General features: G+C 42.3%; 21 protein-coding genes. 12 read left to right on the forward strand and 9 right to left on the reverse strand.

What is annotated here, in order from left to right:
* Positions 1-24: 24 nt before the first annotated feature.
* Positions 25-1494: a S41 family peptidase gene (locus CXF61_RS02345; RefSeq protein ID WP_165597016.1), complete on the forward strand. Its 1470-nt coding sequence runs from the start codon at positions 25-27 to the stop codon at positions 1492-1494.
* Positions 1495-1568: 74 nt separating this feature from the next.
* Here the strand turns inward: CXF61_RS02345 and CXF61_RS02350 are convergent, their stop codons facing one another.
* The 3 genes from CXF61_RS02350 to CXF61_RS02360 all read right to left on the reverse strand — a co-directional run bounded on the left by CXF61_RS02350 (position 1569) and on the right by CXF61_RS02360 (position 5875).
* Positions 1569-3281 carry a sigma-54-dependent transcriptional regulator gene (locus CXF61_RS02350; protein ID WP_165597017.1) on the reverse strand — a complete coding sequence of 571 codons (1713 nt, stop codon included), beginning with the start codon at positions 3279-3281 and terminating at the stop codon, positions 1569-1571.
* A 166-nt stretch (positions 3282-3447) separates the two neighbouring features.
* Positions 3448-5205 (reverse strand): sensor histidine kinase, encoded by a 1758-nt coding sequence (locus tag CXF61_RS02355; protein ID WP_165597018.1) that lies wholly within the window; start codon positions 5203-5205, stop codon positions 3448-3450.
* Positions 5206-5239: 34 nt separating this feature from the next.
* Positions 5240-5875 carry a response regulator gene (locus CXF61_RS02360; RefSeq protein WP_101206382.1) on the reverse strand — a complete coding sequence of 212 codons (636 nt, stop codon included), beginning with the start codon at positions 5873-5875 and terminating at the stop codon, positions 5240-5242.
* A gap of 393 nt (positions 5876-6268) precedes the next feature.
* On the opposite strand from CXF61_RS02360, the gene CXF61_RS02365 reads away from it, so the two are divergent.
* Entirely contained in the window at positions 6269-7351 is a 1083-nt protein-coding gene (locus tag CXF61_RS02365) for a serine hydrolase (RefSeq protein WP_165597019.1), read from the forward strand.
* Between the two features lie 87 nt (positions 7352-7438).
* Positions 7439-8107, forward strand: a complete 669-nt coding sequence (locus CXF61_RS02370) for a thiamine phosphate synthase (RefSeq protein ID WP_165597020.1) — start codon at positions 7439-7441, stop codon at positions 8105-8107.
* 65 nt (positions 8108-8172) lie between these two features.
* Here CXF61_RS02370 and CXF61_RS02375 read toward each other — a convergent pair whose 3' ends face one another.
* A complete protein-coding gene (locus CXF61_RS02375; RefSeq protein WP_165597021.1) occupies positions 8173-8502 on the reverse strand; it encodes a TraR/DksA family transcriptional regulator in 330 nt (109 codons plus the stop codon).
* Between the two features lie 505 nt (positions 8503-9007).
* Here CXF61_RS02375 and CXF61_RS02380 point away from each other — a divergent pair.
* The 5 genes from CXF61_RS02380 (at position 9008) to ruvB (ending at position 14167) form a co-directional block, all read left to right on the forward strand.
* Positions 9008-10222, forward strand: a complete 1215-nt coding sequence (locus CXF61_RS02380) for a phosphoglycerate kinase (protein WP_165597022.1) — start codon at positions 9008-9010, stop codon at positions 10220-10222.
* Positions 10223-10479: 257 nt separating this feature from the next.
* Positions 10480-10845: a hypothetical protein gene (locus tag CXF61_RS02385; RefSeq protein ID WP_165597023.1), complete on the forward strand. Its 366-nt coding sequence runs from the start codon at positions 10480-10482 to the stop codon at positions 10843-10845.
* Positions 10846-11272: 427 nt separating this feature from the next.
* On the forward strand, positions 11273-12310 hold the full coding sequence (fba, locus tag CXF61_RS02390; RefSeq protein WP_165597024.1) for a class II fructose-bisphosphate aldolase: 1038 nt from the start codon (positions 11273-11275) through the stop codon (positions 12308-12310).
* Positions 12311-12387: 77 nt separating this feature from the next.
* A complete protein-coding gene (gene ruvA, locus CXF61_RS02395; RefSeq protein ID WP_165597025.1) occupies positions 12388-13008 on the forward strand; it encodes a Holliday junction branch migration protein RuvA in 621 nt (206 codons plus the stop codon).
* Between the two features lie 175 nt (positions 13009-13183).
* Positions 13184-14167: a Holliday junction branch migration DNA helicase RuvB gene (gene ruvB / locus CXF61_RS02400; RefSeq protein ID WP_057760949.1), complete on the forward strand. Its 984-nt coding sequence runs from the start codon at positions 13184-13186 to the stop codon at positions 14165-14167.
* Positions 14168-14285: 118 nt separating this feature from the next.
* Here ruvB and CXF61_RS02405 read toward each other — a convergent pair whose 3' ends face one another.
* The 4 genes from CXF61_RS02405 to CXF61_RS02420 form a co-directional block, all read right to left on the reverse strand.
* The gene (locus tag CXF61_RS02405) at positions 14286-15947 is read right to left on the reverse strand and encodes an ABC1 kinase family protein (protein WP_165597026.1); all 1662 of its coding nucleotides are present in this window, start codon (positions 15945-15947) and stop codon (positions 14286-14288) included.
* A gap of 102 nt (positions 15948-16049) precedes the next feature.
* Positions 16050-16754, reverse strand: coding sequence for a ubiquinone biosynthesis accessory factor UbiJ (locus CXF61_RS02410; RefSeq protein ID WP_165597027.1), 705 nt, complete (start codon positions 16752-16754; stop codon positions 16050-16052).
* Between the two features lie 118 nt (positions 16755-16872).
* Positions 16873-17973: a bifunctional demethylmenaquinone methyltransferase/2-methoxy-6-polyprenyl-1,4-benzoquinol methylase UbiE gene (gene ubiE, locus CXF61_RS02415; protein ID WP_165597028.1), complete on the reverse strand. Its 1101-nt coding sequence runs from the start codon at positions 17971-17973 to the stop codon at positions 16873-16875.
* 90 nt (positions 17974-18063) lie between these two features.
* Entirely contained in the window at positions 18064-18777 is a 714-nt protein-coding gene (locus CXF61_RS02420; RefSeq protein ID WP_102090466.1) for an FFLEELY motif protein, read from the reverse strand.
* A gap of 320 nt (positions 18778-19097) precedes the next feature.
* On the opposite strand from CXF61_RS02420, the gene CXF61_RS02425 reads away from it, so the two are divergent.
* Together CXF61_RS02425 and CXF61_RS02430 are read left to right on the forward strand one after the other, a co-directional pair.
* Positions 19098-20801: an ATPase gene (locus CXF61_RS02425; RefSeq protein ID WP_165597029.1), complete on the forward strand. Its 1704-nt coding sequence runs from the start codon at positions 19098-19100 to the stop codon at positions 20799-20801.
* Positions 20802-21370: 569 nt separating this feature from the next.
* Positions 21371-22978 (forward strand): inorganic phosphate transporter, encoded by a 1608-nt coding sequence (locus tag CXF61_RS02430; protein WP_102090468.1) that lies wholly within the window; start codon positions 21371-21373, stop codon positions 22976-22978.
* A gap of 116 nt (positions 22979-23094) precedes the next feature.
* Here CXF61_RS02430 and CXF61_RS02435 read toward each other — a convergent pair whose 3' ends face one another.
* The gene (locus CXF61_RS02435) at positions 23095-24747 is read right to left on the reverse strand and encodes an aminotransferase class I/II-fold pyridoxal phosphate-dependent enzyme (protein WP_165597030.1); all 1653 of its coding nucleotides are present in this window, start codon (positions 24745-24747) and stop codon (positions 23095-23097) included.
* Positions 24748-25191: 444 nt separating this feature from the next.
* Here CXF61_RS02435 and msrB point away from each other — a divergent pair, with 444 nt between their 5' ends.
* Entirely contained in the window at positions 25192-25617 is a 426-nt protein-coding gene (gene msrB, locus CXF61_RS02440; RefSeq protein WP_057760931.1) for a peptide-methionine (R)-S-oxide reductase MsrB, read from the forward strand.
* A gap of 137 nt (positions 25618-25754) precedes the next feature.
* Positions 25755-26240, forward strand: a complete 486-nt coding sequence (locus CXF61_RS02445) for a glutathione peroxidase (protein ID WP_165597031.1) — start codon at positions 25755-25757, stop codon at positions 26238-26240.
* Positions 26241-26389: the final 149 nt, after the last annotated feature.

Consider the following 26389-nt stretch of genomic DNA (forward strand, 5'->3'; position numbering starts at 1 on the left):
TCTATTATTCAAATGAGTTCTTTTATGCAGCCTATTTCTTTTGCACGTTCTTTTTTATCCAAAGGGTTAAGTAAATCAGTAGGGAAGGCATCAGTCGCGTCTGCGGTTTTGCAGCCTGCAATTTTAATAGGTGTGCTTGGTTGTGCGATTAGCGTAAATGCACAAGCAGCAGTGGGAGCTTCTACAAATAATGATAATCCTACGAATGGTCTACAGCTCATTAGTCTAAATGCAGATGAGATAGCGGATGAAAACGACGCTGATAATTTATCTAACATTGCTGATATGTTAGATGTCGCCGATGAGCCAGATGACTCGATAGATAGTGTGCCAGACGAAAGCGCGCTAACAGATGATGCCGATGATATTGATACTGAGATTCCAGCAGAAGTTGCACAGGTATCGCTAAATGCTATCTCTCCTGAAACGCTAAAGACATTTGTGGCTGTGGTGGATTTAGTACGTCGTCAGTACGTCGATGCGGTCAATGACGAAGAGTTATTTAGCAATGCGATGAGCGGTATGCTGACCAAACTTGACAGCCATGCTGAGTTTTTAGATGCAGAAGCTTATGAGAACCTGCGTGCTTTTACTGAAGGTGACGTTGGTGATATTGGTATTAAAGTTAATTACCAGCCAGAGGCAGGTTATTGGGTCGTGACAGAGGTTATCGATGATTCACCTGCAGACAAAAAAGGCATCGCAGTTGGTGATTATTTGCATCAAGTTGATGAGTTTAAGCTAGACGAAGGGCGACAGGTCAACGACGTTGAGCAGATTTTGACGGGTATTGCTGGTACGCAGGTAGATATTATCACTTCTAAAGCTGGTCGCCGTAAGCACACAACGACGTTGCAGCGTAATAATAGTCATCCGCAGATTGTCGAGACCAAACTGGTTGATGGTATTGCCATTGTCAAATTACCGGCGTTTCAAAACAACAGCCGTGAAAAATTACTAGAAGGCTTAATTAACCTAAATGCTCCGATATCAGGAATTTTACTAGATATGCGTGATAATCCAGGTGGCGTACTGACATCAGCAGTGAGCGTGGCCAGTTTATTTATGGATGATACCGATGTAGTGCAGGTGCAAGCACGTCAAAATAAATCACGGGTACTATCGACCCAAGGTGATGCGATACTTAAACCTTTGCCATTAGTGGTATTGCAAAACCGCTATTCAGCATCAGCAGCAGAGGTGCTTGCCAGTAGTTTACAAGCACAAAAACGCGCTACTATTATCGGTGAAGTTAGCTATGGTAAGGGCTCAGTACAATCGGTCATACCGTTAAACGATGAGCAAGCCGTCAAATTAACGGTGGCCAACTATATGACAGCAGCAGGCAAACAAATAGATGAGATCGGTGTAGAACCTGATGTGACCTTATCTGGCAGCGAGAACACGTGGGAGCAGAAAGCTTTAGAATTAGTAAAGGCGCGCGCACTTGATTCTGGCATTCGCTTTGTTAGAAAAAACGCTACGAAAGAATAGACTTTCGTAGCAGTTAATTAACAGTACATACCATTCAACGCTCAAAAATATTTGAAGATGACGTTTAAAGGAAATTAGTCGAACGCATCTTCAGAAATTTCGAGCTTTTTCATACGGTAGCGTAAAGAGCGAAAGGTGGTTCCTAATAATTCAGCTGCTTGGGTTTTGTTCCAGCCAGTTTGTTTGAGTGCTGTGATAATCAGCTGCTTTTCCTGTTCCTGCAAATAATGCTCTAACCCTTGAGGCGGTAGTTGACCGTCAAACAATTCTTGTAAACCCGATATGTCTTTAGATGTTTCTTGTTGGACGTTGGAGTCAAGGAGCGACTCTTCGTCATGAGTACTTGCTACGTTGGTTGACGAACTGTCATTACTAGCTGACGAATGCTGCACCATTGATGGGTAATGGTTGGTGTTAGTACGATAGAGATGTAAATTGATAGCTCTTTGCTCAACCGGCCTCGCCATATTGCTAGATTGAATGACTTGCTCATCGTCCTTTGTTGATTGGACTGTAGATTGAACGTCTATTTGATTTTCTACGTTACGAGCAGGTAGATCAGAGCTATCGACAGCTGAGCTATGATTTTGCTCTTGTATATCTACAAGCTCAGGTTCAATGTCAGGAAGACCTAAATGACTAACGTCAATGTATGAGGTTTCAGCTAACGTAACTGCACGCTCCAACAAGTTGCGTAGTTCACGGACATTACCCGCAAAATCGTGGCGTTGTAAGCGTTCGCAGGCTTCCATCGTCAATGACGGCGGCGACTCTAATTGCCAGTCATCGGCGATCATCGCCAAAAAGTGGTCTGCTAATACAGGAATATCATCACGGCGTGCATTAAGCGTTGGAAGCTTTAGCTCAATGACATTGATGCGATAATATAAGTCTTGTCGAAATGCACCATCTTGTACCAATTGGCTCAGGTCTTTGTGAGTGGCAGACAAAATACGGATGTCTACTGGCACTTCTTTTGTATCACCAATTGCCCTTACTGTTTTTTCTTGAATGGCACGTAACAATTTAACCTGCATGGCTAAAGGTAAATCTGCCACTTCATCTAAAAATAGCGTGCCACCATTGGCTTGTTGGAATAAGCCTTGTTTATCAGCGACAGCCCCTGTAAAGCTACCCTTTTTATGACCAAAAAACTCCGATTCCATTAACTCTGATGGTATTGCACCGCAGTTCACTGGTACAAAGCTGCCATCACGCCGTGGACTTAAATCGTGGATCAATCTGGCGACCACTTCTTTACCTGTGCCAGAAGCGCCCGATAAAAACACAGGTGCCTGTGAGCGTGCTAGCTTTAAAATGGTATTTTTGAGGGGATGCATGACAGCAGAATTACCAATCAATCTACTATCTAGCATTTTCTGTTCAGGAGAGCATTCCGGTGCGGCCTGTACTTCGTTATCTTGATGAATAACTTTTATGGCATTCTCTACCAGTTGGCGCAAACGTGGTAGTTCTAGCGGTTTATTGACAAAATCAAAGGCACCAAGCTTTAATGCCTCAATAGCTAAATCCATGCTGCCATGAGCTGTAATCACCGCTATTGGAATATTAGAGCTATTGCTAATTTCTTTTACCAGCTCAAGTCCCGAGCCATCTGGCAGTTTTAAATCCGTCAGACAGAAATCGTAGTCATTGTCTTGCCAAAATGTTCTTGCTTGCGACAATGTATAAGCCACATCACTTTTGATACCCATTTTAGTTAGGGTAATTTGCATCAATCGACATAAATCCACTTCATCATCGACGACTAGCGCGGTTGTTGTCATACATCATCTCATCGTATTCAATGGCTATCAAATCAATAGCTTGGTCTAAATGGGTGTAATAGTTTTATACAGAGTTGGAACTTAACTCACTGATACTATAATCTCATTTCAAATATTATATTTTGCAAAAATTAATGCGAAATCACATAGCTTTTGAAGGATAAATCTAGGTAAGATTTTCTTCGATAGTTTGAAATTTATTATCAGACTTAATAGAAGGTACAATTAATCGAAAGCATGTTTTCTCATGTTCAGGAATGTAGAGTAAACGCGCTTGATTGGCTTCACAAAATGCTTGTGATAAATAGAGCCCCAGTCCTGTACCAGCTTTATCTGTTGTAAAAAATGGATCAAACAAAAGTTCTAAATTTCCAGCACTAACACCATTACCATTATCTAATATATCGATTATAACATCGTTGTCTGCGCAGTAAATGTCGATTTCTACATAAGCATGAGGATGAGAATAGCTACTATAACGCAGGCCATTATTAATTAAGTTGATCAATATCTGCTCTAACTGATGAGTATCAAATGATATGATGGGTTTGGTTTTTATTCGTAGAAAAATGTCGTGTCCTTGAAAGTAATTCTCCAAAAACGATGGCATCCATTCAGCCAATTCGAGCACCTGCTGGGTAGCCGTCTGCTGACGAGACAGCTTTAAAATATCCTCAATGATACGGTTTACACGCTTTGTCTGTGAAAATATCATTTCATAAAGCTCATGGTTGCCGGTCATGGCAGCATTCAATTCACTTGTTAATGCACTGTCATCTTCCATTTGTTCTGCAACATCTTCCATTAATAGCTGGCTGGCTTGCGATATCGCTGCTAATGGGTTTCTGATTTCATGGGCAATACTGGCAGTTAACTGACCTAAAGAAGCCAGTTTCAACTGTTGAGCACTGGCTTGCTCACGGCGTAAATCTTCTAATATGACAAGCTTGCTATCGTCTTTTAGTGGAATAATTTGTACACGTAATTTGCCAAATATTGAGGCATTTGCCACAGCTGGCACGTCGTAGGTAAAAACGCGTGACTGCCCAGAAGCTACTGACAAGCAGGCATTAAACAACTGGGAATGCTGTTCATTGAGTTGCTGCTCAAAATTAGAGAGAAGCGCTTTGTTATGAGTCTCTTTTGTATCGTCAAGGGTATTCTGTGCTGTAGTAGGCGTGACAAGCGAAAGGCTCAGCAATTGATGTGCTGCAAGATTTGCTAAGACAATATGTTGCTTATCGATAACGATAACACCATTCACCATCTGCGTGATAACCTCTTGATTAATCACGTTAAGTCGCTCGACTTCCTTAGCATGGTTTGCCGCGACTTTCTCAAGCTGTACCAATCGCTGAGAGATAGACCAGCTCAAACCGCCCACTGCTAAAAAGCTCGCTGACATCAGTAGCGCATCACCTAGATTAGCTAGACTCATGCTATTAGCAATAGCGTAAAAAAATTGCTGATAAATAACGAGAATGATGGCAAGTAAAGTAATAACTAGCGCTTGTGAACCATGTAGTAGCATAAAGCTAGCTGCGACGACCACCATGTATAGCATGGTTAACTGCAAATCAGGGTTGCCTGTCGTGTAGAGCAGCAGACTTAATATAATAACGTCTAAGGCCAGTCCGAATGCCAGTTGGCGGCGCATATGTTTTCTAACGACATAAAATAACCCAAGTAATATCAAGCTTAACAGTACATAGAAGCTTAGAGTCGTTTGTTGTAAAAAACTCGGTAAAGAAGCGCTATCACCGGTGCGAGCAGAGATGTATAGCATGAGCATAGAGAACAGGCTAACGACAAAACGATAGCTGCTATAGATCAGCCCTAATTTACGCAACTGCGGCAGAGGAAGCGTATCGTCATGATGAACATAACGAGTAATGGCAGAGCTAAGATTGGTAGCAGGGTTCATAAACTGGCCGTAATAAAATAAACGCTAAAATGCTTTATGGTTGAATCAGACCATGGCGAATGGCCAAGTGTGTCAATTTAACATCACTATCAACCCCAACTTTCTCATAAATACGGTAGCGATACGTATTAATAGTCTTGACGCTAACAAATAATTGATCGGCTATTTGCTGAGGGCTCTGACAATTGACAACCATCATAGCCACCTGTTTTTCTCTGTCACTTAATAAGTCAAAAGGTGAGTTGGCATTATCAGATAACAAAACGTCTGCTAACTGTTCAGCGACATCTTGGCTGAAGTAGCGGCCTCCCTGATAAATCTTTTTGACCGCACGTATCATTTCATCAAGCGGCGTGCCTTTAGTAATGTAACCATTCACACCTGCTTTGATCAGCATTGAGGGATAAGGCTGTGCAGACATACTACTGACCGCCAAAATCTTAATACCCATGTCGAGTTGTATCAGACGTTTGGTTGCTTCGAGCCCGCCAATATTCGGCATGTTGACGTCTAGCAAAATTACATCAGGATGTAGTTGTTTGGCTTGTTTGATAGCCATGTCACCGCTGTCTGCTTCACCTACTACTTCAATATCGGGGCTGTCTGACAACATACGGCTAATACCCATCCGTACCAAATCATGATCGTCTACCACTAATACTTTAATCATAACCATACTCTTTATTGATTGTCAGAATGAACGCTTTATTAGGTTCAAATAGTATAAAAAACGAACATACTTCAACTGTTATTTTTATCTTTGTATATTCAAAATACCGCTGATTAATATAACAAAATACGAGTAATCATAACATTCGAAGTTAAATTATATTGCTGCAGTGTGAATTGATGTTTCTAGAATATAAATTGGTTGTAGTAAAGTTTGAATGAAGCCAAAAAAAACTACTAAATCAGTTTGATAGATTAAACTTAAATGTAAACCATGATACACTAAAAATACAAAAGCTCTATGTGAGTACTTACAAACATATCTATAAACGCTACGTACGTTTTTGGCGTCAGACAATATGTAACTGGCGTAATAGCGACAGCAGGAGGCATAATGAAGCAACTACCATTAACCAAACAGCAATTGATCGCTGCTATGATTTCATTGAGTTTGGGCAGTGTTGCACAAGCCGCACTTACAATTAATGGTAGCACTGACACTACCTCTAGTGCACGCCTGAGTTGGGGCGGCGCTGATAGTTTGTCTGAAGCTCGTAACATAATGTACAAGTCTAATGGCTCTGCTATTAAGAAAGTCGATAATGGCTATGGTACTACCAATATTACGAATACTAATAGTTTTGCTAGCAGCAATAACACCAATACTACTCGCTACAATACAACCTATCGTGGGGCTTTCGGTAGTAGCGATATGATTCCGATTAGCACTGATTCACGTAGTGTTGCGGTGATCGATGCTGAAACTGGCGAATCTATCTACGAAAAAGATGCTGATATCGCGCGTCCTATGGCTAGTATCACCAAGGTTATGACGGCTATGGTCGTATTGGATGCAGGCCTTGATATGCGTGAAGAAATCACGCTTGATCCAGAAGATTTCGTTGGTCCAAAGCGTGCAAGCTCGCGTTTGAAATCAGGTGATCGTTTAAACCGTGCTGAGATGCTATTGATGGCGTTGATGAAGTCTGAAAATCCAGCGGCGAAGAGTCTGGCACGTAACTACCCAGGTGGATATGATGCCTTTATGCGTGCGATGAATCGTAAAGCGCAAGATTTGGGCATGAATACGGCATTTTTTGGTGATCCAACTGGACTTGATAAGCGTAATGTAGCTTCTTCAAAAGATTTGGTCAAAATGGTACGTGCTGCTGGCAACTATGATGTGATTCGTCGTTTTTCTACCACTAAGAGCTACGACTTTTTTGTCTCAAACTACTCAAGTGGTAACCGAACATATAAAGCCAGTAATACCAGTACGTTGGTTCGTGACGGTAGCTATCCAATCGGTATCTCTAAGACAGGCTTTATCAATGAAGCTGGGCGTTGTGTTGTGATGGAAACTCGTGTCAACAATCGCCCTGCGATTATTGTCATCTTAGGAGCAAACAGCTCAGCAACACGTTGGGGCGATGCTAAAAATATCTTAAATAGTTTGGCTACACGCCGTACAGTATAAGCTATCGGTTCTAAATGTATAAAAAAGCTGTTATATCATATAACAGCTTTTTTATTGTGTTGAATTTAAGAATTAAGGATGCACGCTATGAGTTATTCACCATTCTCCTCAGTTATGCCTAAGCTATATTTGTTGACCAACGACGATGAGTTCGAGCTGTTGTATCAAAAGCTAGAGGCAGCCTTATCGACAGGGTTAATTGCGCTATTACAAATTCGCCGTAAGCAAGTTCTTAGCCTACCTGATGGAGCTTTAAAGCTTTTTGATGAGGCACAAGAACTCGTTGAGTTAGCTAAAACGTATAGCGTGCCAGTTGTAATTAATGATGACGTGAAGTTGGCCGAAAAGCTTGGCGTTGGGGTACACCTTGGTCAAACAGACGGCAGTATCGGTGATGCTCTACAGTCTCTATCACCGCATCAAATCATCGGTCGTACCTGCCATGGTGATGTAGCGCTGATTAAAGAAGCAAAAAATGACGGTGCAAGTTATGCTGCGATGGGTGCAGTATTTACTTCTACAACTAAGCCAAATGCTAATATTATTTCACGTCAGCAGCTTGAGGAAGGGTGTCAGCAAGGCATACCAATCTGTGTAATAGGCGGGCTAACCGCAGAAAATGTCTCAGAGCTGGTAAATTTGCCCATTGCGCTTGTGGCAGTAGTCGGGGATATCATGGACTTGCCAGTAGCAGACATAGCTCAGCGCTGTTGTGAGTGGCAGCAGGCATTTTCTAAATGGAAAACACCTACTTGAAGCACGCTTCTTAGAGAGGTTTTGGAGTAGCAATAGTCTTACAATAGAATATTAATATGACAGCGCTACTCAGCGTGTTCCATACATAAGGTGGCATAGGGTAGCGCTTCTAAGCGTTGCTCTTCGATCTGTTCACCGCAGACTTCGCACTCGCCATAAGTACCACTTTCAATTCGACTCAATGCATTTTCGACATAGATTAAGCTTTGACGCGCCTCGCTCATCAAATTTTTGCGCATGTCATTTTGACGATAGGATATGGCCTGATCTTCCCAGTGCTCATTAAGATCATCTTGTGGGTTTTGAATGTGATCTTCAATTTTATTAATGCGAGACTCATACTCATCTTTTAATTTTAATAGGTTTTGTTTCGCAGTGTCTAAGTTGATGTTCATTATTTTCTCCTAATGGATTATTTTTATTGTCAATGTTTCTATCATAAAGAGCTTGACTGCTGAGTACCACCACGAAATGTTACGGTTTATTGACTATGCTTAAAGCTAGCAACTGCAATTGTTGCCATTGAATAACGCTCTGAGAATTTAGACTAAATATTTTAAACGTGCTGAAATTTGTGTCAGGTTGCTTGTGAGACTGCGCTAGAAAACTGGTAGAATACACCGCCGCTGAGTTCTGCTTACTTGATCGAATCACCAGAGTGGCTTAATAAGTGTCAGAGCTAAGCGTTAAAAAACATTAAAAATTAATAAAGCTGATAGTGACTATATAGCTTGGATATAAAATAGCGTATTTATAAAGCCGGTTAGTGAGAGTGCTACGAAATAGTAGATCGATCGAGCTTAGCAATGGGTCTGATTTATATAGAGCTGATTATAATAGTCATATCAGTAACGATAGTAATCGCAAATTAACAGATATATTGATGCATAGGAGCAGGTGATGAATTTTTTGCGTATGAGTGAGTTGAACTTAACGGATAAAGTGGTCTTAATCCGAGAAGATTTAAATGTGCCTATTAAGGACGGTAAGGTCACGAGCGATGCGCGCTTGCAAGCCAGTCTTCCTACCATCAAGATGGCGCTCGAAAAGGGCGATGCGGTAATTGTTTGCTCACATTTAGGCCGCCCAACAGAAGGCAATCCTGAAGCTGTATATTCATTGGCACCGGTTGCTGATTATCTGACGGAAAAATTAAGCTCGCAACTATCGACACCTGTACGTCTTAATACTGATTACCTCACCCAAGGTGCCAATGTAAAATCTGGCGAAGTGGTTCTATTAGAAAATGTACGCTTCAATGACGGTGAAAAGAAAAATGATGCCACGCTAGCGAAAAAGTACGCTGATTTGTGCGATGTGTTTGTGATGGATGCTTTTGGTACAGCGCACCGTGCACAGGCATCAACAGAAGGTGTTACGCAAGCAATGCGTCAAGCAGACAAAACTGTGTGTGCAGGGCCATTGTTAGCTGCTGAGCTTGATGCTTTGAGCCTAGCACTTGAAACACCAGCACAGCCAATGCTTGCTATCGTTGGTGGATCAAAAGTATCAACCAAATTAGAAGTGCTACATAGCTTGGCTGAAGTTTGCACACAGATTATCGTTGGTGGCGGTATTGCCAATACTTTCTTAGCAGCACAAGGACACAGTGTTGGCGCCTCATTGTACGAAGCAGATTTGCTCGATACTGCACGTGACATTATGACCAAGACTGAAATTTTGCTGCCTGAGTACGTCGTAGTCGCTGATAAAAATGACATCGATTTCGCTGACTTTACTGGCTCATTGCAAAAAGCCACTGCAACGATCAAATCAGTTGATGCGATCGGTGACAATGACATGATACTGGACATCGCACCAGAAAGCGCAAAGCAGCTTGCCAATGCCATTATTAATGCAAAAACTATCTTGTGGAATGGTCCAGTGGGTGTCTTTGAAGTTGATGCTTTCGGGCAAGGCACACAAATATTAGCTACTGCTGTAAAAGACAGTGATGGTTTCTCTATTGCGGGCGGCGGTGATACGTTAGCAGCTATTGATAAATATCAAGTTGCTGATGGTGTGAGCTATATGTCAACTGGTGGTGGGGCGTTTTTGGAGTTTGTAGAAGGCAAAGTGCTTCCGGCAGTCGCTGCGCTGCAAATAGATGCCTAATTAGTTAACGATACTCTGTAGCTTAGTAACATTAGACGTACAACTAACTTTAAATAACTAAGGTAGTCTGTAAAAATAATATTTTGGCTGTTGATTTGCTTGTTTTTATTGACATAAGTAAGCGCAATAGCCATCGATTATTATTAAGCAGTAATTATTTATTTATATACTGAAAATTATTATTGCATGTCTGATTCGCACTCTATAAAATAGCGCGACCATGTATTTTGACATGCATTATTTACGAGAGGTTTATTATGTTAAAACGTCATTTATTACTTGCTAGCGTACTTGCTGGTACCTTTGCAATCACTGCATGTAGCCAACAAACAGAAGAAAACACTGAAGCTGCTGTTGAATCTGCTGGCGATGATGCTGCTGCGAATGTTGATGCTGCTGCCGCTGAAACAGACGCTGCTGCTGCTGAAGCCGAAGCTGCTGCTCAAGACGCTGGTACAGAAGTCGCTGAAGGCGCTGAAACTGCTGGTGCAGCTGCGACAGACGCTCTAGAAAACACTGGCGATGCTATCGCTGAAGGCACTAACACAGCGGTTGAAAATACTGCTGAAGCTGTTGCTGATGGCGCAAATGATGTTGCAGTTGATGCAGAGCAACAGTACTAAGCTACGCGATAACTAAGCACTATTAACTAAGCACTATAATGACTGATTTACTGGGACGCTATCGATTGATAGATGCTCATTGGTAAATAACTTTTAAAAAGGGTCATTGCTTTATAAGCCTCAAAATACTAGAAAAGCCTTGGTGATTGCCAAGGCTTTTTGCGTTGTATGCCATTGTTACATTTTATAAAGTAACAGTTTATAAAATTAAACTGATATCAAGAGACGGTATAGACTGACAAATAGTCGGTCAACCGCTACGAAGACAGAACAATTTTTGCTATAATCACCGCGTGGTAATCATATCCAAATATCATTCAGACTTTCACTAGCCTATATACGGTCAGTATGGTCAAATATACAGTGAAATGATTGCTATCAAGCTGTTTTTTAAAATACTATTCAAAATCTAATCAGAGAGCGTCTTATGGCCCTAATATCCTTACGTCAACTTCTAGATCATGCCGCTGAACACAGCTATGGTGTTCCTGCCTTTAACGTCAATAACTTAGAGCAAATGCGTGCAATCATGATGGCTGCGGATGCTTGTGATTCACCTGTCATTGTCCAAGCCAGTGCAGGCGCACGTAACTATGCAGGGTCAGCATTTTTGCGTCATTTGATTATCGCTGCGATCGAAGAATGGCCACATATTCCAGTAGTAATGCATCAAGATCACGGTATGTCGCCAGCTATCTGCCAACGCTCAATCCAGTTAGGTTTTTCATCAGTGATGATGGACGGCTCACTTGGTGAAGATGGCAAAACGCCAATGGACTATGACTACAACGCTAGCGTCACGCGCGAAGTTGTCAAGATGGCTCACGCTTGCGGTGTCTCTGTAGAGGGCGAAATCGGTTGTTTAGGTAGTCTGGAAACTGGTATGGCTGGCGAAGAAGATGGCTCTGGCGCTGAAGGTGTGCTAGATCATGAGCAACTATTGACCAGTGCTGATGAAGCTGAGCAGTTTGTAAAAGATACCAATGTCGATGCGTTAGCGATTGCTATCGGTACTAGCCATGGTGCCTATAAGTTCACGCGTCCACCGACAGGCGATATTTTGTCGATTGAGCGTGTAAAAGAGATTCATGCCCGTATTCCTAACACGCATCTTGTGATGCATGGCTCTTCATCAGTGCCGCAAGAATGGCTAAAAGTCATCAATGAAAACGGCGGTGATATCGGCGAAACTTATGGTGTGCCAGTTGAGCAAATCGTTGAAGCGATCAAACATGGCGTACGCAAAGTAAACATCGATACGGATTTACGTCTGGCATCCACTGGCGCTATCCGTGAATTCCTTGCAAAAAATCCAAGTGAATTTGATCCACGCAAATACTTCAAAGCGTCTATGGTAGCGATGTCAGATATCTGTACCAATCGTTTTGAAGCGTTCGGCTCTGCAGGTCAAGCACACAAAATTCGCCCAACCAGTCTTGAAGGTATGGTGAGTTTTTATCAATAAGGTTGTGCTGTAGAAAATAGTTGTTAATCATAAGATAGCAGCAGATTTTATAATATCTTACATAAGAGGTCGTAATAATGATTGGATTGATTACCGGACAGGTGCAGTATTTGATGGCACCGACGGCTTGTATCATGACGACCTCTGGTGTGGGTTATGATATCGAACTGCCATTGCCTTCATTTTGTCAGTTACAGCTTAATGAACAAGCCAGCATTTGGACACATTTCCATGTTCGTGAAGATGCACAGTTGCTCTATGGCTTTATCGATCGAAAAGAACGTGATGTCTTTCGCCAGTTAATTAAAATTAACGGGGTGGGGGCAAAAATGGCCTTGGCAATGCTGTCTGCAATGTCAGCAGCTGAGCTAAAGATGCATGTCGAGCAAGAGTCGGAAACGGCATTAACTCGTATCCCTGGCATCGGTAAAAAGACGGCGCAACGTTTATTGATTGAGCTAAAAGATAAGCTGAAGAATATCGACGTTGATAATGGTACGTTTGAATTGACACCACAGGAAACTACGATTTCTCACGAAGGTAGTATCATAGCTGAAGTGGAAGGCGCATTGATTAGCTTGGGTTACAAAGAAAAAGAAGCTCAGCTAGCGATTAAAGCTGCTAAGAGTAAAGGAGATACTTTTGCTGATACTCAAGGCTTATTAAAAGCTACTTTGCAGCAGCTATCTGGCTTTTAATTCATATTAATTAGCTGTCTATCGATGACAACCACATAATGTATTAAATTAATAAGCGACATTGAATGTCGCTTATTTTCGTTTTAGTGCTCGCTTAATGAGGTTTTGGATGACTTATGCGCAGCGTTTGGTTATGCTATTTGTTAACTAATTTTTTAATATAATGATAAATTCTATGACGCAAGATCGTTTAATTAATCCGCTAGAAGGTGCAAGTGACGCTCCTGATGCCAATATCCGACCAGCATTATTGGCTGAGTATATTGGTCAGCCGGTGGTACGTGAGCAGATGGAAGTGTTCATCGGTGCTGCTCGTGGCCGTGACGAAGCGCTAGATCACACACTTATATTTGGTCCACCGGGTCTGGGCAAGACGACCCTCGCCAATATTATCGCTCGTGAAATGGGTGGTAATTTGCGTTCTACTTCAGGGCCTGTGCTTGAGCGCCCAGGAGATTTGGCGGCCATGCTGACCAATCTAGAAGCGGGTGACGTACTGTTTATTGATGAAATTCACCGTCTAAGCTCGGTTATTGAAGAGATACTTTATCCAGCGATGGAAGATTTCCAATTAGATATTATGATTGGTGAAGGGCCTGCTGCGCGTTCTATCAAGCTTGATTTGCCGCCGTTTACCTTGGTAGCAGCAACAACTAGAGCAGGGCTATTGACGTCACCGCTACGTGACCGTTTTGGGATTGTACAGCGACTCGAATTTTATAATATCGCTGATCTAACGACGATTGTCAGTCGCGCAGCACGTCTAATGCGTGTACCAATGAGTGAAGATGGCGCTGTAGAGATTGCGCGCCGTGCACGCGGTACACCAAGGATTGCTAACCGCCTATTACGCCGTGTGCGTGACTATGCCGAGGTAAGAGGCGACGGTAGTATTAATGGCGCGATTGCAGGTAGCGCGCTAGATATGTTGGCAGTGGATAGACGCGGTCTTGATCATCTAGACAGACGCTATATCGAAATATTGCACGAGCGCTTTGACGGTGGTCCTGCTGGTGTTGAAGCAGTGGCAGCAGCGATGGCTGAAGACCGTGGTACGCTCGAAGATGTGATTGAGCCGTATTTGATTCAACAAGGTTATGTGCTGCGTACTGCTCGTGGCCGCGTACTGACGCAGATGGCAATCGATCAGATGTTATAGTAATCAGTATTCAATAAAAAAATGCGTCTACTTTTAATGAGAAGTAGGCGCATTTTTTTGTTTAAATCTGAAATTATGAAAATTTTCTGAACTGATTGAATAAAAATAAATCTGATTTCTAAGCTAAAATTCGCCAAACAACCACTAGAACAGCCAGTATATAAAATATAGGTGATAGCCAGCCGATGACTTGCGTAGCGATAGCGATAAAAATAGCAAACCCTGCGAGTGCCAACCAATCACGACGACGGTCGTTTAGCATGTCAGCGCGAATCTGCTGTATCTCGCGTAGTTGACTGTCCTGTCGAGAGCCCTGTGAGGCAAGGCTTTGTAGTCCTTGATCTAATAGTTTAGGAATATCAGTAGTAGACAGGAGCATTTCAGGAAGTTGTTGGCGCAGCTGTTGTAGATTACGCATAGGATCTAATTGCTCTTTAATCCAACTGCTTAGAATTGGCTTGGCAAGTGACCAAATGTCTAGATCAGGATATAAATCACGACCGAGTCCTTCCACATGGACCAAGGTTTTTAGCAAAAGCATCAGCTGCGGCGGGATACTCATATGATGTCTACGCGCAATGTCCAAAATCTGCATCAGTACGCCAGCGAAGTCGATATCATCGATTGATTTTTGTAGCATAGGGCCGACGGTACGTTTCATATCACGCATCAGGGCATGCTTATCAGCGTTTGGTGGTATCCAACCTGCACGGCTAACAATATCAACTACGGCGGTGAAGTTATTGTTCATTACGGCAAGTAACATCCGCGCCACGATGAGCTGATCATCTTTTGATAAAGTGCCCATGATGGCGCAATCAAGCCCGATATAACGTGGTTCATGACCTAAATCAACTGCTGCCATACCTGCATGTAAGGTTTGCACAGGTGGTGTCTCTACGAACACATTGCCTGGATGCATATCAGCATGAAAGAAGTTATCACGGAAGACTTGGGTGAAAAATATGGTTAGGCCTTTTTCTGCAAGCGCTGCACGGTCGTAACCTAACTGATCAAACATCTCAACTTGTGAGATAGGGACACCTTGGATACGCTCCATGACCATCACGTTTTTGGCAGCGTCATAAACTTCAGGCACATACATCAGTGCTGAACCCAAGAAGTTATTACGCATTTGAGTAGTATTATCAGCCTCAAGTGTCAAATCAAGCTCGTTGAGCATGACTTGCCGATAGTCTTCGACAATATCGATGATATGAACGGCACGTGCTGCTTCAATACGCGCAGATGCCCAACTTGCCAATTCCCGCAGTAGCTCAAAGTCAGAAACAATCACAGTGCGAATATCGGGGCGAACCACTTTTACCACGACTTCACGCCCATCATGTAGGGCAGCCGTATGAACTTGGGCGATAGAAGCGGCCGCTAACGGTTTGATATCGAACCGAGCAAACAAGGTTTCAATAGACTGGCCAAGACCATGTTTAGGGTGCTGAATTTGAGCGACAGCAATATCAGCGTCAAAAGGCTTAACTTTGTCCTGCAACTGAATCAATTGAGCGATAATCTCAGGCGGTACCAAGTCGCGACGTGTTGAGAGTAACTGGCCAAGTTTCAAAAACAGCGTACCCATGTCCTCAAGCGCATACTTAATCGCATTTGGTTGGTGCTTCTTGCCCCATGCTGCTGGATGCATGCGAATCAATCGCGCCAAAGGCTGCAGCTGCGGTGCTTCTTCGATAGAAAAATGGGTATCAAGGCGATACATTGCGGCGATACGCCAAAGCTCAAGTAGACGAGCGCGGTGCGATAATAGCATGGGATTAAGTACTCTAAACAAAGACGAAAATGGGGTAAGCGCTGTGCATAATCATAAATAGTGCCATCGGTAATAGCGTTCATTTATGATTGAGGCAATCGGCTATTGATGAAACGAGTTATTAAGAAACTGCGCTTGCTCTTCTTTGATAGCAGCAAGTTTGGCTTCTTCACGTTCGACGTCAGCACGTAATTTTAACAATTGCTGTTTAAGATCGTTTGCTTCAGCGACCTCAATAGGGTCAGGTGTGCTATTGCCAGCCACTTCATTAGCCCAATCACTAACGTCATCAAAAGCACGTTTGGCACTATGACGCCAGCTACCTTTAAGCTGAGAGATAAGGAGATGTAACTGGCTAGCCATTGGTTTACCGATAAATGGTTCAAGCTGTCCAGCTAGGTCAGGATCAAACCCTGCAACCAGTTGTTTGAGCTGCATTAGCACCTTGTAATCGCCAGCGATTGGCAAGTTGCCTTCCGCGCCGCGCATCAGATTGAGCAATTGAGCAGCATTATCTACAGTAATGGTACAATCTGGACGACTATGACCAAAACGTGCGCGCTCCATGCTAGCTTTTTGGCGCTCATTCATCTGGCCACTTGGCTCAAATACGCTCTCCGTCGTGACTGGCTCAAAGCGTAAACGCTCATGAGTGAACAGGATGTCTAAATGAATCTCAGGCAGTCCCATATTAAGACGTAACACCTTACCTGCAAGCGGCGCTAAACCTGCTTTGGTAATCTCATCACTAGCAATGGCAATGTTAATTAGCTTTTCGGCACTAGCTAATAGAAGGACAGTCAGCATAAGGCTCTCGCATCGTTAAGTGAGCGCCTTTGCATTAGCTGCATCAGCGCATAGTATGTTCGTGTTAGGTTCAATAGGGTCTATTAAACGTAATAGTCTTGCCAATCTTACTCTATCGTTACGCTTTAAAGCCGCGATGGACAGCCACGATACCAGCAGTCAAGTTGTGATAATCACAGTTTTCAAAACCAGCCTGTTGCATCATCTGCTTGAGTGTCTGCTGATCAGGATGCATACGAATTGACTCAGCTAAGTATTGATAACTTTCAGCATCATTAGCAATCAGCTTACCCATCACTGGCAGTGCGGTAAATGAATACAAATCATAGGCTTTAGATAGTGGCTCAAAGACTGGCTTGGAGAATTCCAGAATCAATAGACGACCACCTGGCTTTAGGACGCGATACATAGACTTTAGCGCGGCATCTTTGTCAGTAACGTTACGCAAACCAAAGCTAATAGTGACCAAATCAAAGCTTTCGTCATCAAATGGTGCTAATGTCTCAGCGTTTGCTAATACAAAGTCAACGTTATTACAACCAGCATTGATTAGGCGCTCACGGCCCACTTCTAGCATCGCAGCATTAATATCAGATAGTACCACGTGGCCATTTCTACCGACTTCACGGCTAAATACTTTGGCTAAATCGCCTGTACCACCCGCGATATCAAGGACATGCTGACCAGCACGCACGCCTGATAGACTAATCGCATAGCGTTTCCACAGACGATGAATACCGAATGACATCAAATCATTCATGATGTCGTATTTTTTGGCAACAGAAGTGAATACGTCAGCCACACGTGCTTGTTTTTCTGCCTTATTGACGGTCTTATAGCCAAAATGCGTCTGCTCATTACCATCTGTTTCAGGCGTGTGCGGATTATTGATGTCATCACGCTGATTGAATAGCGTTTGTTTTATGGTTTGCTCTGAAGGGTTTGTGCGAGTCGTTTTGTCGTTGTTTGGCATAGTGGTTTGTTGGCCTTGCGGCGTTCCAGTTGGTAGGTCTTGAACTTTAGTAAAGTCGCTATTGTCGTCATTAGCAACGCTATTATTCTTGCTCGGCACGACATTGGTTGTTTGATTACGTAATATCTGCGCGCTAATCTGTTGATTATGAGCAATACTGTCTTTTACCAGTTTGTCTTGCAAATGACCATTAGTCGTTATAGCTTGATTAGAAGGAGCGCTGCTATCTTTTGAAATATCAGTCATCATGTTGTCCTAGAATTTATTTTTATGATTGTCTTTATCGGAGGAAGTCGTTAAATAGTAAGCGTCAACTGGCCATTTAGCATATTGAGCTTATGATACACCAAACGCTACTGGCTTACTGCCATTATCCGAATCATGCACCTGATCAACGATTGACAGTTCGCGCTTGCAGAATGGCTCGATAAAATCGCTGACGCTTTTCAGGGGCTTCATGGCCTTAAAGCCTGCATCAATAAAGTCATAAAGTGGTTGAAAGTTATGACGATAGGCTGTGCTCTTTGCTAGTGCGAAGGCTTTTTTGAGCATAAACGAATTTAGATGCTTGTCCGTGCGATAACAGACGTCTTTTAGATTAGCAATCTGAACTCGGCGCTCGGCTTCTTCATCAACAGCGCGGTAGGCGGCTAGCATATTCTCTTCGTTTACTGGCAAATCCTGAGCAAGTAGCCACTGAGCCAAATGCAAATCTAACTCAATAGCTAAAATTGCTGCTTGGATGCCCATACTACCAGCTTCTAGAGCTGATTCTTTGGCAAGACGTTCTAACTTTTTCGCTTTTGGAAGAATACGTGCCAATTGTTTGGCTAGCATCTCGAACTCATCGCCACCATATAGTTTTGTTAAAAAGTAATCTGCCATTAACTGGTTTTTTGGCTGTTCAAATAGCTCGCGATGAGTGTGACGAATACGTACTTGTTGCCATGTTTGTACTTCATTAAGCTTGGCTTTCAATATATCATTTTGGTGATGAGGCATCGCCCAAAAACGTGTCAAATGCTGTTGTAAATCAGCTAAAGCGGTCATGGCTGTAAATCCTGTAGAAGTAAATAGGGTGATCAAATTTAAGTATGGTTGTTTTAAATATAGTGGTTTAGGGTTATAAGGTTTTCAACAACTGTTCTATCCTATACCCAAAATTGTGTTCACCTTAAAAGAAAATAATTAAGAATACAAATACCAATCTGTTACACAGCAATATTATTTACTCAATTGGTGCAGTGCTATGATTAAATGAGATAAAAATGAGTGATGAGGTCGAAATATGGAAAGTTGTCCTATTAATAGCTATCCCATAAGTCATTCATTAGTAAAGCAGCCCAACAACAATAATAGCGAGTGTAATCATGTCTAAAAAAAATGATACTACTGAACCAAAAGCACTACAAGCGGTAAGTACACAATTTAGTGAGCAAGTTGTGGAGCAGCGTCTAAAGCCCAATCCTTTAAGTCAGTTTTCACTGGATGAGGATTCGCTTAGATTGGCATTGGTAACAGCTCAGTATGCTTTAAAAGCCACTCGCCAGCAAACGCCGCCGACCCTCAATAAACCAACAGGTCTGTTAGTACTAGTTAATGGGATGGAGCAGGCAGGTAAAGGTACAGCCGTTAAGCAGTTACGGCAATGGGTAGATCCAAGACTGCTTAAAGTTGAGGCCACTATTGGTCATTCGCCATTGAACTATCAACCTATTTGGCAAGCACATACTAGCGCCATGCCGCGTCATGGTGACGTCATGGTATATTTCGGCAATTGGTATGCTGATTTATTATACAACGTCATGCGACTGGCGACATCAGATAGTGAGAACCTTGAAGCATTATCAAATGATAAAGGTCAAACAGATAAAAATTCGCTTCCTATTGCTCAGTGGCAAGACTATCTACAGCAGCAGTTAGACACGCTAAAAGCATTTGAAAAAGATCTCATTGCCAATCAAACCAAATTATTAAAATGTTGGTTTCATGTTGATATCGAAACGTTGCACAGTCGCTTAAAGGATGATGAAGCAGATCCGCAGTTTTTGTATCAAATTGACTGGAACAACAAGCAAGTCATCGAGAAGTTTAATGAGGTGGCTGCGACCTTGCTGCGTCAACAGGATGATTGGGTCATCATTGATGGTGATGATAAGTTAGAGGCCGCTGATAACTTTTGTCACTTGGTGCTACACGCTATGCAAACCGCGCTGGCGAGTAGTCAGACAGATACCAATGATAATGGCAACGACAATGACAAGGAAACGTCAGAAAACGATTCCCAGTCCAAGACACTGAAACTTAACTCAGATACTAAACAAAAACAGTTTGAACCTGCACCGATACCTAAGCAACTGACGTCTATTAAAGATAAAAAAATCAGTAAGTCCGACTATCGTGAGGCATTGGCAGAGAAGCAGGCAAGGCTCGCTGAATTGTTACGTGCACGCCAAGGCCGGCATGTTGTGTTTGCCTTTGAAGGAATGGACGCTGCTGGCAAGGGCGGTGCAATCAAGAGGTTGGTCGCACCGCTAGATCCCCGCGAGTATCAAATTTATAATATTGGCGCGCCGATGTTGTATGAGACTCAGCATCCTTACTTGTGGCGTTTCTGGACAAGATTGCCTGACGAGCAAACCAATCGTATTAGCCGTATCGCCATTTTTGATCGTACTTGGTATGGGCGTGTGTTGGTTGAGCGCATCGAAGGATTTGCGTCTCCTAATGAATGGCAACGAGCATATGATGAAATTAATCGTTTCGAGGCAGATTTGGCAGCAGCAGGAACGTTGGTTATCAAATATTGGCTAGCGATTGATAAAAAAGAGCAGCTTAAACGGTTTGAAGATCGTCAAGAAACACCGCATAAGCAATTTAAACTGACAGATGATGACTGGCGTAACCGTGATAAATGGTCAGACTATGTGCAGTCTGCAGCAGATATGCTGGTGCGCACGGATACAACGACAGCGCCATGGTGTGTTATTGCGACCAATGAAAAACGTCAAGCGCGTTTAGACGTGTTAGATCATGCTATTGAGCAGTTGTCTGCATTTTCTGAAAGCAAATAGTTCTCAAAAATGAATGAGTTTTAAGGGCTCTTATAGGTTTATATAGCTGTATTTTTCAAGTATTTCCTAAGTAGGATGGCTCGAAACATATTCGAGTTATCCTGTCTTTTACAGAGTGTGGTCTTGTCCGTATACACTAGCAGTTACAAATCTCGCAATATCATCATGCATTATGTGCTCATATTTAATATAATAGAGCGCAAAACAGCTTCTGCTAAATAATAGTTTTAATTTAGCAATCAACGTGTTTTAGTTATTTAGCATAGATAACTTAATAATTACGACAAAAATTGTTACAATAGCTGTTAGTAGTACCACAAATATCGCTAAGAAATATATAAGCCGCAAGATGCTGTAATCAGACGATTTGGCAATATCACTTGCGGCTTTGTGACATGTTGAAGGATATATTATTTACTTTCGCTCTAGTCAGTTTAAGACCTTCTAATCGCATGTTGTATATTTTATATATGCTACTTCATTAGATGCTGCAATAAGCACTGTGAGTAGCAGCGCAATATTATCAACCTCATATAATTTTAATCAGCTTACGCAGGACGTACTAACGTATGGGTATTAGCAGCAGTTCTACAGAGTCAGTCAAGCCAGTTGGCTCTATGAGAATCAATCTATTTTTTGCCATTTTACTGATTGCGATGACTTCCTACTTTTTGTGGTGGGGTTTAGATTACACCATGCGTCAGCAAACGACGCTATTCATCGTGGCGACCGCTTTTGGTGTCTTTATGGCATTCAATATTGGTGGTAACGATGTCGCCAACTCCTTTGGTACTTCGGTGGGTGCAGGGACGTTGACTATCCCGCAAGCATTGGGTATTGCTGCGATATTTGAAGTATCGGGGGCAGTCCTTGCAGGCGGGGAGGTGACTGATACGATTCGAAGCGGCATTGTCGATCTAGATGGTCTATCAGTGACGCCCAATCAGTTCATTTATGTCATGCTCTCCGCATTGGTTGCAGCAGCATTTTGGCTGTTATTTGCAACCAAAAAAGGTTTGCCTGTTTCGACCACTCACTCCATTATTGGCGGTGTGATTGGTAGCTCCATTGTTTTAGGTATCACGTTAGGTGGTACGGACATGGCGCTATCAACGGTAGACTGGGGAACGGTTGGAACCATCGCTATTTCTTGGGTATTGTCGCCGCTACTAGGTGGCGTGTTGTCTTATCTTTTATATGGACAAATCAAGAAAAACATCATTGAATATAATGATAAAACCGAAGCTTATATTGCGACGCTAAAAGGCAATAAAAAGGTCTTAAAGCAAAACCATAAAGAGTTTTTGGATGGTTTGACAGAGTCTGAGCAATTGGCCTATACGTCAGCGATGTTACGTGATCAGGAAATCTATAAAGATGACGATTGTGTCGTTGAAGACCTAGAAACTGATTACTACAAAAAGCTTTATGATATTGAGAATGAGCGCAGTAGCCTTGATACTCTAAAAGCACTTAAGCAATGGGTACCTATCATTGCTGCCGCAGGTGGTGCGGTGATGACTTCTCTAGTCGTCTTTAAAGGTCTAAAAAATGTTAATAGCGGCCTGACCACACTGCAGGGCTTCTTGATTATGGGTATGATAGCGGCGCTAGTATGGTTAGCGACCTATATCTATACCAAGAGTATTCGCGGTAAGCACAAAGAAGATTTGACCAAAGCGACGTTCATTATGTTTAGCTGGATGCAGGTCTTTACCGCGTCAGCTTTTGCCTTTAGTCATGGTTCAAACGATATCGCCAATGCGGTTGGTCCTTTTGCCGCCATTATGGATGTGATTCGTACTAATAGTATCGCTACTGAAGCTGCCGTGCCACCTGCTGTCATGCTGACTTTTGGTGTAGCATTAATCGTTGGTCTTTGGTTCATTGGTAAAGAAGTAATTCAAACCGTTGGTACCAATCTAGCGAAAATGCATCCAGCTTCAGGCTTCTCAGCTGAGTTAGCTGCTGCTGCTGTTGTAATGGGCGCATCGACTATGGGTCTGCCTGTATCAAGTACTCACACGCTAGTAGGTGCGGTACTGGGTATCGGTATCGTCAACAGAGATACGAACTGGAAGCTTATGAAGCCGATTGGTTTGGCTTGGATTGTGACGCTGCCTGCAGCGGCTACTATGTCAGCCATCAGTTATCTCGTATTGAGCAACATATTTTAATGCGCTGTTTTTATCAGTGAATTATCATAATTGAGTTTTAATAACTAGGTTCAACGCAATAAAAAACGCTTATCAGCATCATGCCGATAAGCGTTTTTTTAATGATGTATGAAGATTTACTCGGTACCAAATTGCTTACGTTTCTTCGCAAAAAATCTGTCCAATCTATCCATCGCATTTTCTAGGTCAAGTAAGTTAGGTAAGAACACCAGACGGAAATGGTCAGGTCTGTCCCAGTTAAACCCACTACCTTGAACCATCAATACGTTTTCTTCAACGAGCAAGTCCATCATAAAATCCATATCATCGGTGATAGGATAGACCTCTGGATCCATTTTTGGGAAACAGTAAAACGCGCCTTGAGGCATGGTACAAGAAATACCTTTGATAGCATTAAGACGTGAGACTGCCATTTCACGTTGCTTATATAGGCGACCCTTTTCAGAAGTCAGGTCTTGCATGCTCTGATGCCCACCCATCGCTGTTTGAATGGCATACTGTCCCTGCACGTTAGAACAAAGGCGCATGGATGCTAGCATATCTAAGCCTTCAATAAAGTCAGCTGCGTGCTGTTTGCGGCCTGATACCATCATCCAACCTGAGCGAAAACCTGCAATACGATGTGACTTCGACAAGCCATTGTAAGAGAGTACTAGCACGTCGTCAGTTAAGGTGCTCATTGGCGTATGTACATTATCGTCATAGAGAATACGGTCGTAAATTTCATCAGCCATGATGACTAAATCATGCTCTTTAGCGACTTCGATGATTTGCTTTAATAGCTCATCACTATAAAGTGAACCTGTTGGGTTATTCGGGTTAATAACCACGATACCTTTCGTTTTGCTCGTAATTTTAGACTTAATATCTTCAATATCAGGGTGCCAGTTGTCTTCTTCATTACAGCGATAGTGCACAGCAGTACCGCCAGCGAGGTTGGCCGCGGCAGTCCAAAGCGGGTAGTCTGGCATTGGAATCAGGACTTCATCGCCATCATTCATCAACGCCTGCATGGTCATGACAATAAGCTCAGAAACCCCATTGCCCAAATATACATCACGTACGTCAACGGCCGATAACAACCCTTTAGACTGGTAATATTGCAAAATGGCTTTGCGCGCTGAGAAAATCCCCTGTGAGTCTGAATAGCCAGTCGCTTCAGATAAGTTCATAGCGACATCGCGTAAAATCTCATGCGGGGCTTCTAAACCAAAAGGCGCTGGATTCCCCACGTTTAGTTTTAATATACGTTTGCCTTCTGCTTCCATCTTATTAGCAGTTTGCAATAGAGGACCACGAATGTCATAGCAAACGTTTTGTAATTTATCAGATTTTTTTATAGTGTTCATAGCATGACCGTTTTTCGGATTGGTTATCGAATTGGTTTTTGAGTCTTTACCAGCAGTAGAAGTTGTCGTCGATTGATCATCAGTTGTCTTAATATCTGGCTGAGGATGTGAAGTCGAGCCTATTTCTTGATGTTCATTGCGCTCTATAGATGATGTCGACTCGTCTGCATAAATAGCCTCATTATTGAGTTCGCCGCGCAACAGATATCCTTCACTACAGCCCAAAATACGCGCAAGTGTAGGCAGCTTGGATGAGACAATGCCATTGGTACCGCGCTCCCAGTTTGAGATAGCACCACGGCTCACTTTTGCACCAGCGGCTGTCATGGCTTGCGCTAGCTGCTCAGCAGTAAATCCTTTGTCACGGCGCAACTGTACCAGTCGTTCCGCTTGCGTACCTTTGCCATTGTCGTCAGACATTGTTATATGAGCCTTTGTTAATCAGTAATTATTCAGAGTAGAGATATATTAAACATTTTAGTTAAACACTAATGCAAGATATTATTGCATTGATAGTTAATTTGCAAATGGTTTTACAATCATCTTTATTAGTATTTGCAAGTATATCTTGCAATTAACATTCGGTTTATATTTGTATGGCTCTAAATCTCTTATATAGACTATAAAATGTATAGATATCGAAATTACATCTTTATCCATCATTATCTAAAATTAATTTGCTATATTTAGCTCAGTCAATCTCTTCAATCATGCTTTCTATCTCACAATATAGAGAGTACTTTTCTTATATATGCCTTGAATAGTGCGTCGACAACCAACAGATAGAGCACGTCGTTCTCATAATCATATGGCGATAAAATAGTTACCGAGATTAGATAATAAATACTCGAATAAGGATAAATTATGCAAGACAATCAACTAAGCAAAGAAGAGATCAGCCAGTTGACTGAAGCTGACTGGAAAGAGCGTTTAACCGCTGATGAGTATCATATTATGCGTGAGAAGGGCACTGAACGCCCATTTACAGGTGTATATAATGATGCGACAGATGATGGCGTTTACCGTTGTAAAGGCTGCGGTGCAAGCTTATTTGACTCAAGCAATAAATTTGATGCGAGCTGTGGTTGGCCAAGTTTTGATCAAGGTATTGATAACAGCGCGATTGAAGAGCACGTCGATAACTCGCTAGGCATGACTCGCACCGAAGTCACTTGCAGCAACTGCGGCGCCCATTTAGGTCATGTATTCCCTGATGGTCCTACCGAGACAACAGGTATGCGCTATTGCATCAACTCAGTATCTATCGATTTAGATAAGTCTGAGAAGTAAGTAGGCTAAGTAGTATTAGAAACGTGAAAGGGAAGTACAAGGTACTTCCTTTTCAATAGTTTTATTATGTGTATGATAGAAACAGAAACACTGCATAAACACCCAAAACAATAAAACTCTCAATTTAAGGATAAATGATGAGTACAATTTATGATTTTACGGCTGAGCGAATGGATGGTAGCTCGCAAGCTTTTTCAGATTATCAAGATAAAGTATTATTAATCGTCAATACCGCAAGCAAATGTGGATTTACGCCGCAGTTCGAAGGCTTAGAGTCGCTATATCAACAATATAAGGATCAAGGACTGGTGGTCGTCGGTTTTCCTTGTAATCAATTTGGTGGCCAAGACCCAGGTAGCAACGATGAGATTGGCGCGTTTTGCCAAAAGAATTATGGTGTTAGCTTTCCGATGATGGCAAAGACTGATGTCAATGGCGCAGATGCTCATCCTATCTATGAATGGCTTAAGGAACAAAAAGGTGGTGTGCTGACAGATGGTATCAAGTGGAATTTCACCAAGTTCCTAGTCGATAGCAAAGGTCAGGTGATTGACCGCTATGCACCAACGACCAAGCCAGAAGCCATCAAAAATGACATCGAGCAAGCATTAGCCAATAAATAAGCATTAAATCTAAAAAACATTGATTTTATATGAAAATATAAAATCAATAAAAACAAATGCTTGCTAGATATTCTAATAAAAATCGAAAAAATATCTAAAAAAGTGGTAAATACTGTTTGACACCCAACAGTAAATCTATATAATACACT

The sequence above is a fragment of the Psychrobacter sp. 4Dc genome (assembly GCF_002836715.1).
Lineage (GTDB): Bacteria > Pseudomonadota > Gammaproteobacteria > Pseudomonadales > Moraxellaceae > Psychrobacter.

Coding starts and splice junctions, on each gene's coding strand:
- CXF61_RS02355 (WP_165597018.1), bottom strand. CDS start 5,205: ATGAACCCTGCTACCAATCTTAGCTCTGCCATTACTCGTTATGTTCAT.
- CXF61_RS02405 (WP_165597026.1), bottom strand. CDS start 15,947: ATGCTATTATCGCACCGCGCTCGTCTACTTGAGCTTTGGCGTATCGCC.
- ruvB (WP_057760949.1), top strand. CDS start 13,184: ATGACGCAAGATCGTTTAATTAATCCGCTAGAAGGTGCAAGTGACGCT.
- CXF61_RS02385 (WP_165597023.1), top strand. CDS start 10,480: ATGTTAAAACGTCATTTATTACTTGCTAGCGTACTTGCTGGTACCTTT.
- CXF61_RS02435 (WP_165597030.1), bottom strand. CDS start 24,747: ATGTCTGACGACAATGGCAAAGGTACGCAAGCGGAACGACTGGTACAG.
- CXF61_RS02370 (WP_165597020.1), top strand. CDS start 7,439: ATGAGTTATTCACCATTCTCCTCAGTTATGCCTAAGCTATATTTGTTG.
- CXF61_RS02430 (WP_102090468.1), top strand. CDS start 21,371: ATGGGTATTAGCAGCAGTTCTACAGAGTCAGTCAAGCCAGTTGGCTCT.
- ruvA (WP_165597025.1), top strand. CDS start 12,388: ATGATTGGATTGATTACCGGACAGGTGCAGTATTTGATGGCACCGACG.
- CXF61_RS02345 (WP_165597016.1), top strand. CDS start 25: ATGCAGCCTATTTCTTTTGCACGTTCTTTTTTATCCAAAGGGTTAAGT.
- CXF61_RS02365 (WP_165597019.1), top strand. CDS start 6,269: ATGAAGCAACTACCATTAACCAAACAGCAATTGATCGCTGCTATGATT.
- CXF61_RS02445 (WP_165597031.1), top strand. CDS start 25,755: ATGAGTACAATTTATGATTTTACGGCTGAGCGAATGGATGGTAGCTCG.
- CXF61_RS02410 (WP_165597027.1), bottom strand. CDS start 16,754: ATGCTGACTGTCCTTCTATTAGCTAGTGCCGAAAAGCTAATTAACATT.
- CXF61_RS02380 (WP_165597022.1), top strand. CDS start 9,008: ATGAATTTTTTGCGTATGAGTGAGTTGAACTTAACGGATAAAGTGGTC.
- CXF61_RS02360 (WP_101206382.1), bottom strand. CDS start 5,875: ATGATTAAAGTATTAGTGGTAGACGATCATGATTTGGTACGGATGGGT.
- CXF61_RS02350 (WP_165597017.1), bottom strand. CDS start 3,281: ATGACAACAACCGCGCTAGTCGTCGATGATGAAGTGGATTTATGTCGA.
- msrB (WP_057760931.1), top strand. CDS start 25,192: ATGCAAGACAATCAACTAAGCAAAGAAGAGATCAGCCAGTTGACTGAA.
- fba (WP_165597024.1), top strand. CDS start 11,273: ATGGCCCTAATATCCTTACGTCAACTTCTAGATCATGCCGCTGAACAC.
- CXF61_RS02420 (WP_102090466.1), bottom strand. CDS start 18,777: ATGACCGCTTTAGCTGATTTACAACAGCATTTGACACGTTTTTGGGCG.
- CXF61_RS02425 (WP_165597029.1), top strand. CDS start 19,098: ATGTCTAAAAAAAATGATACTACTGAACCAAAAGCACTACAAGCGGTA.
- ubiE (WP_165597028.1), bottom strand. CDS start 17,973: ATGACTGATATTTCAAAAGATAGCAGCGCTCCTTCTAATCAAGCTATA.
- CXF61_RS02375 (WP_165597021.1), bottom strand. CDS start 8,502: ATGAACATCAACTTAGACACTGCGAAACAAAACCTATTAAAATTAAAA.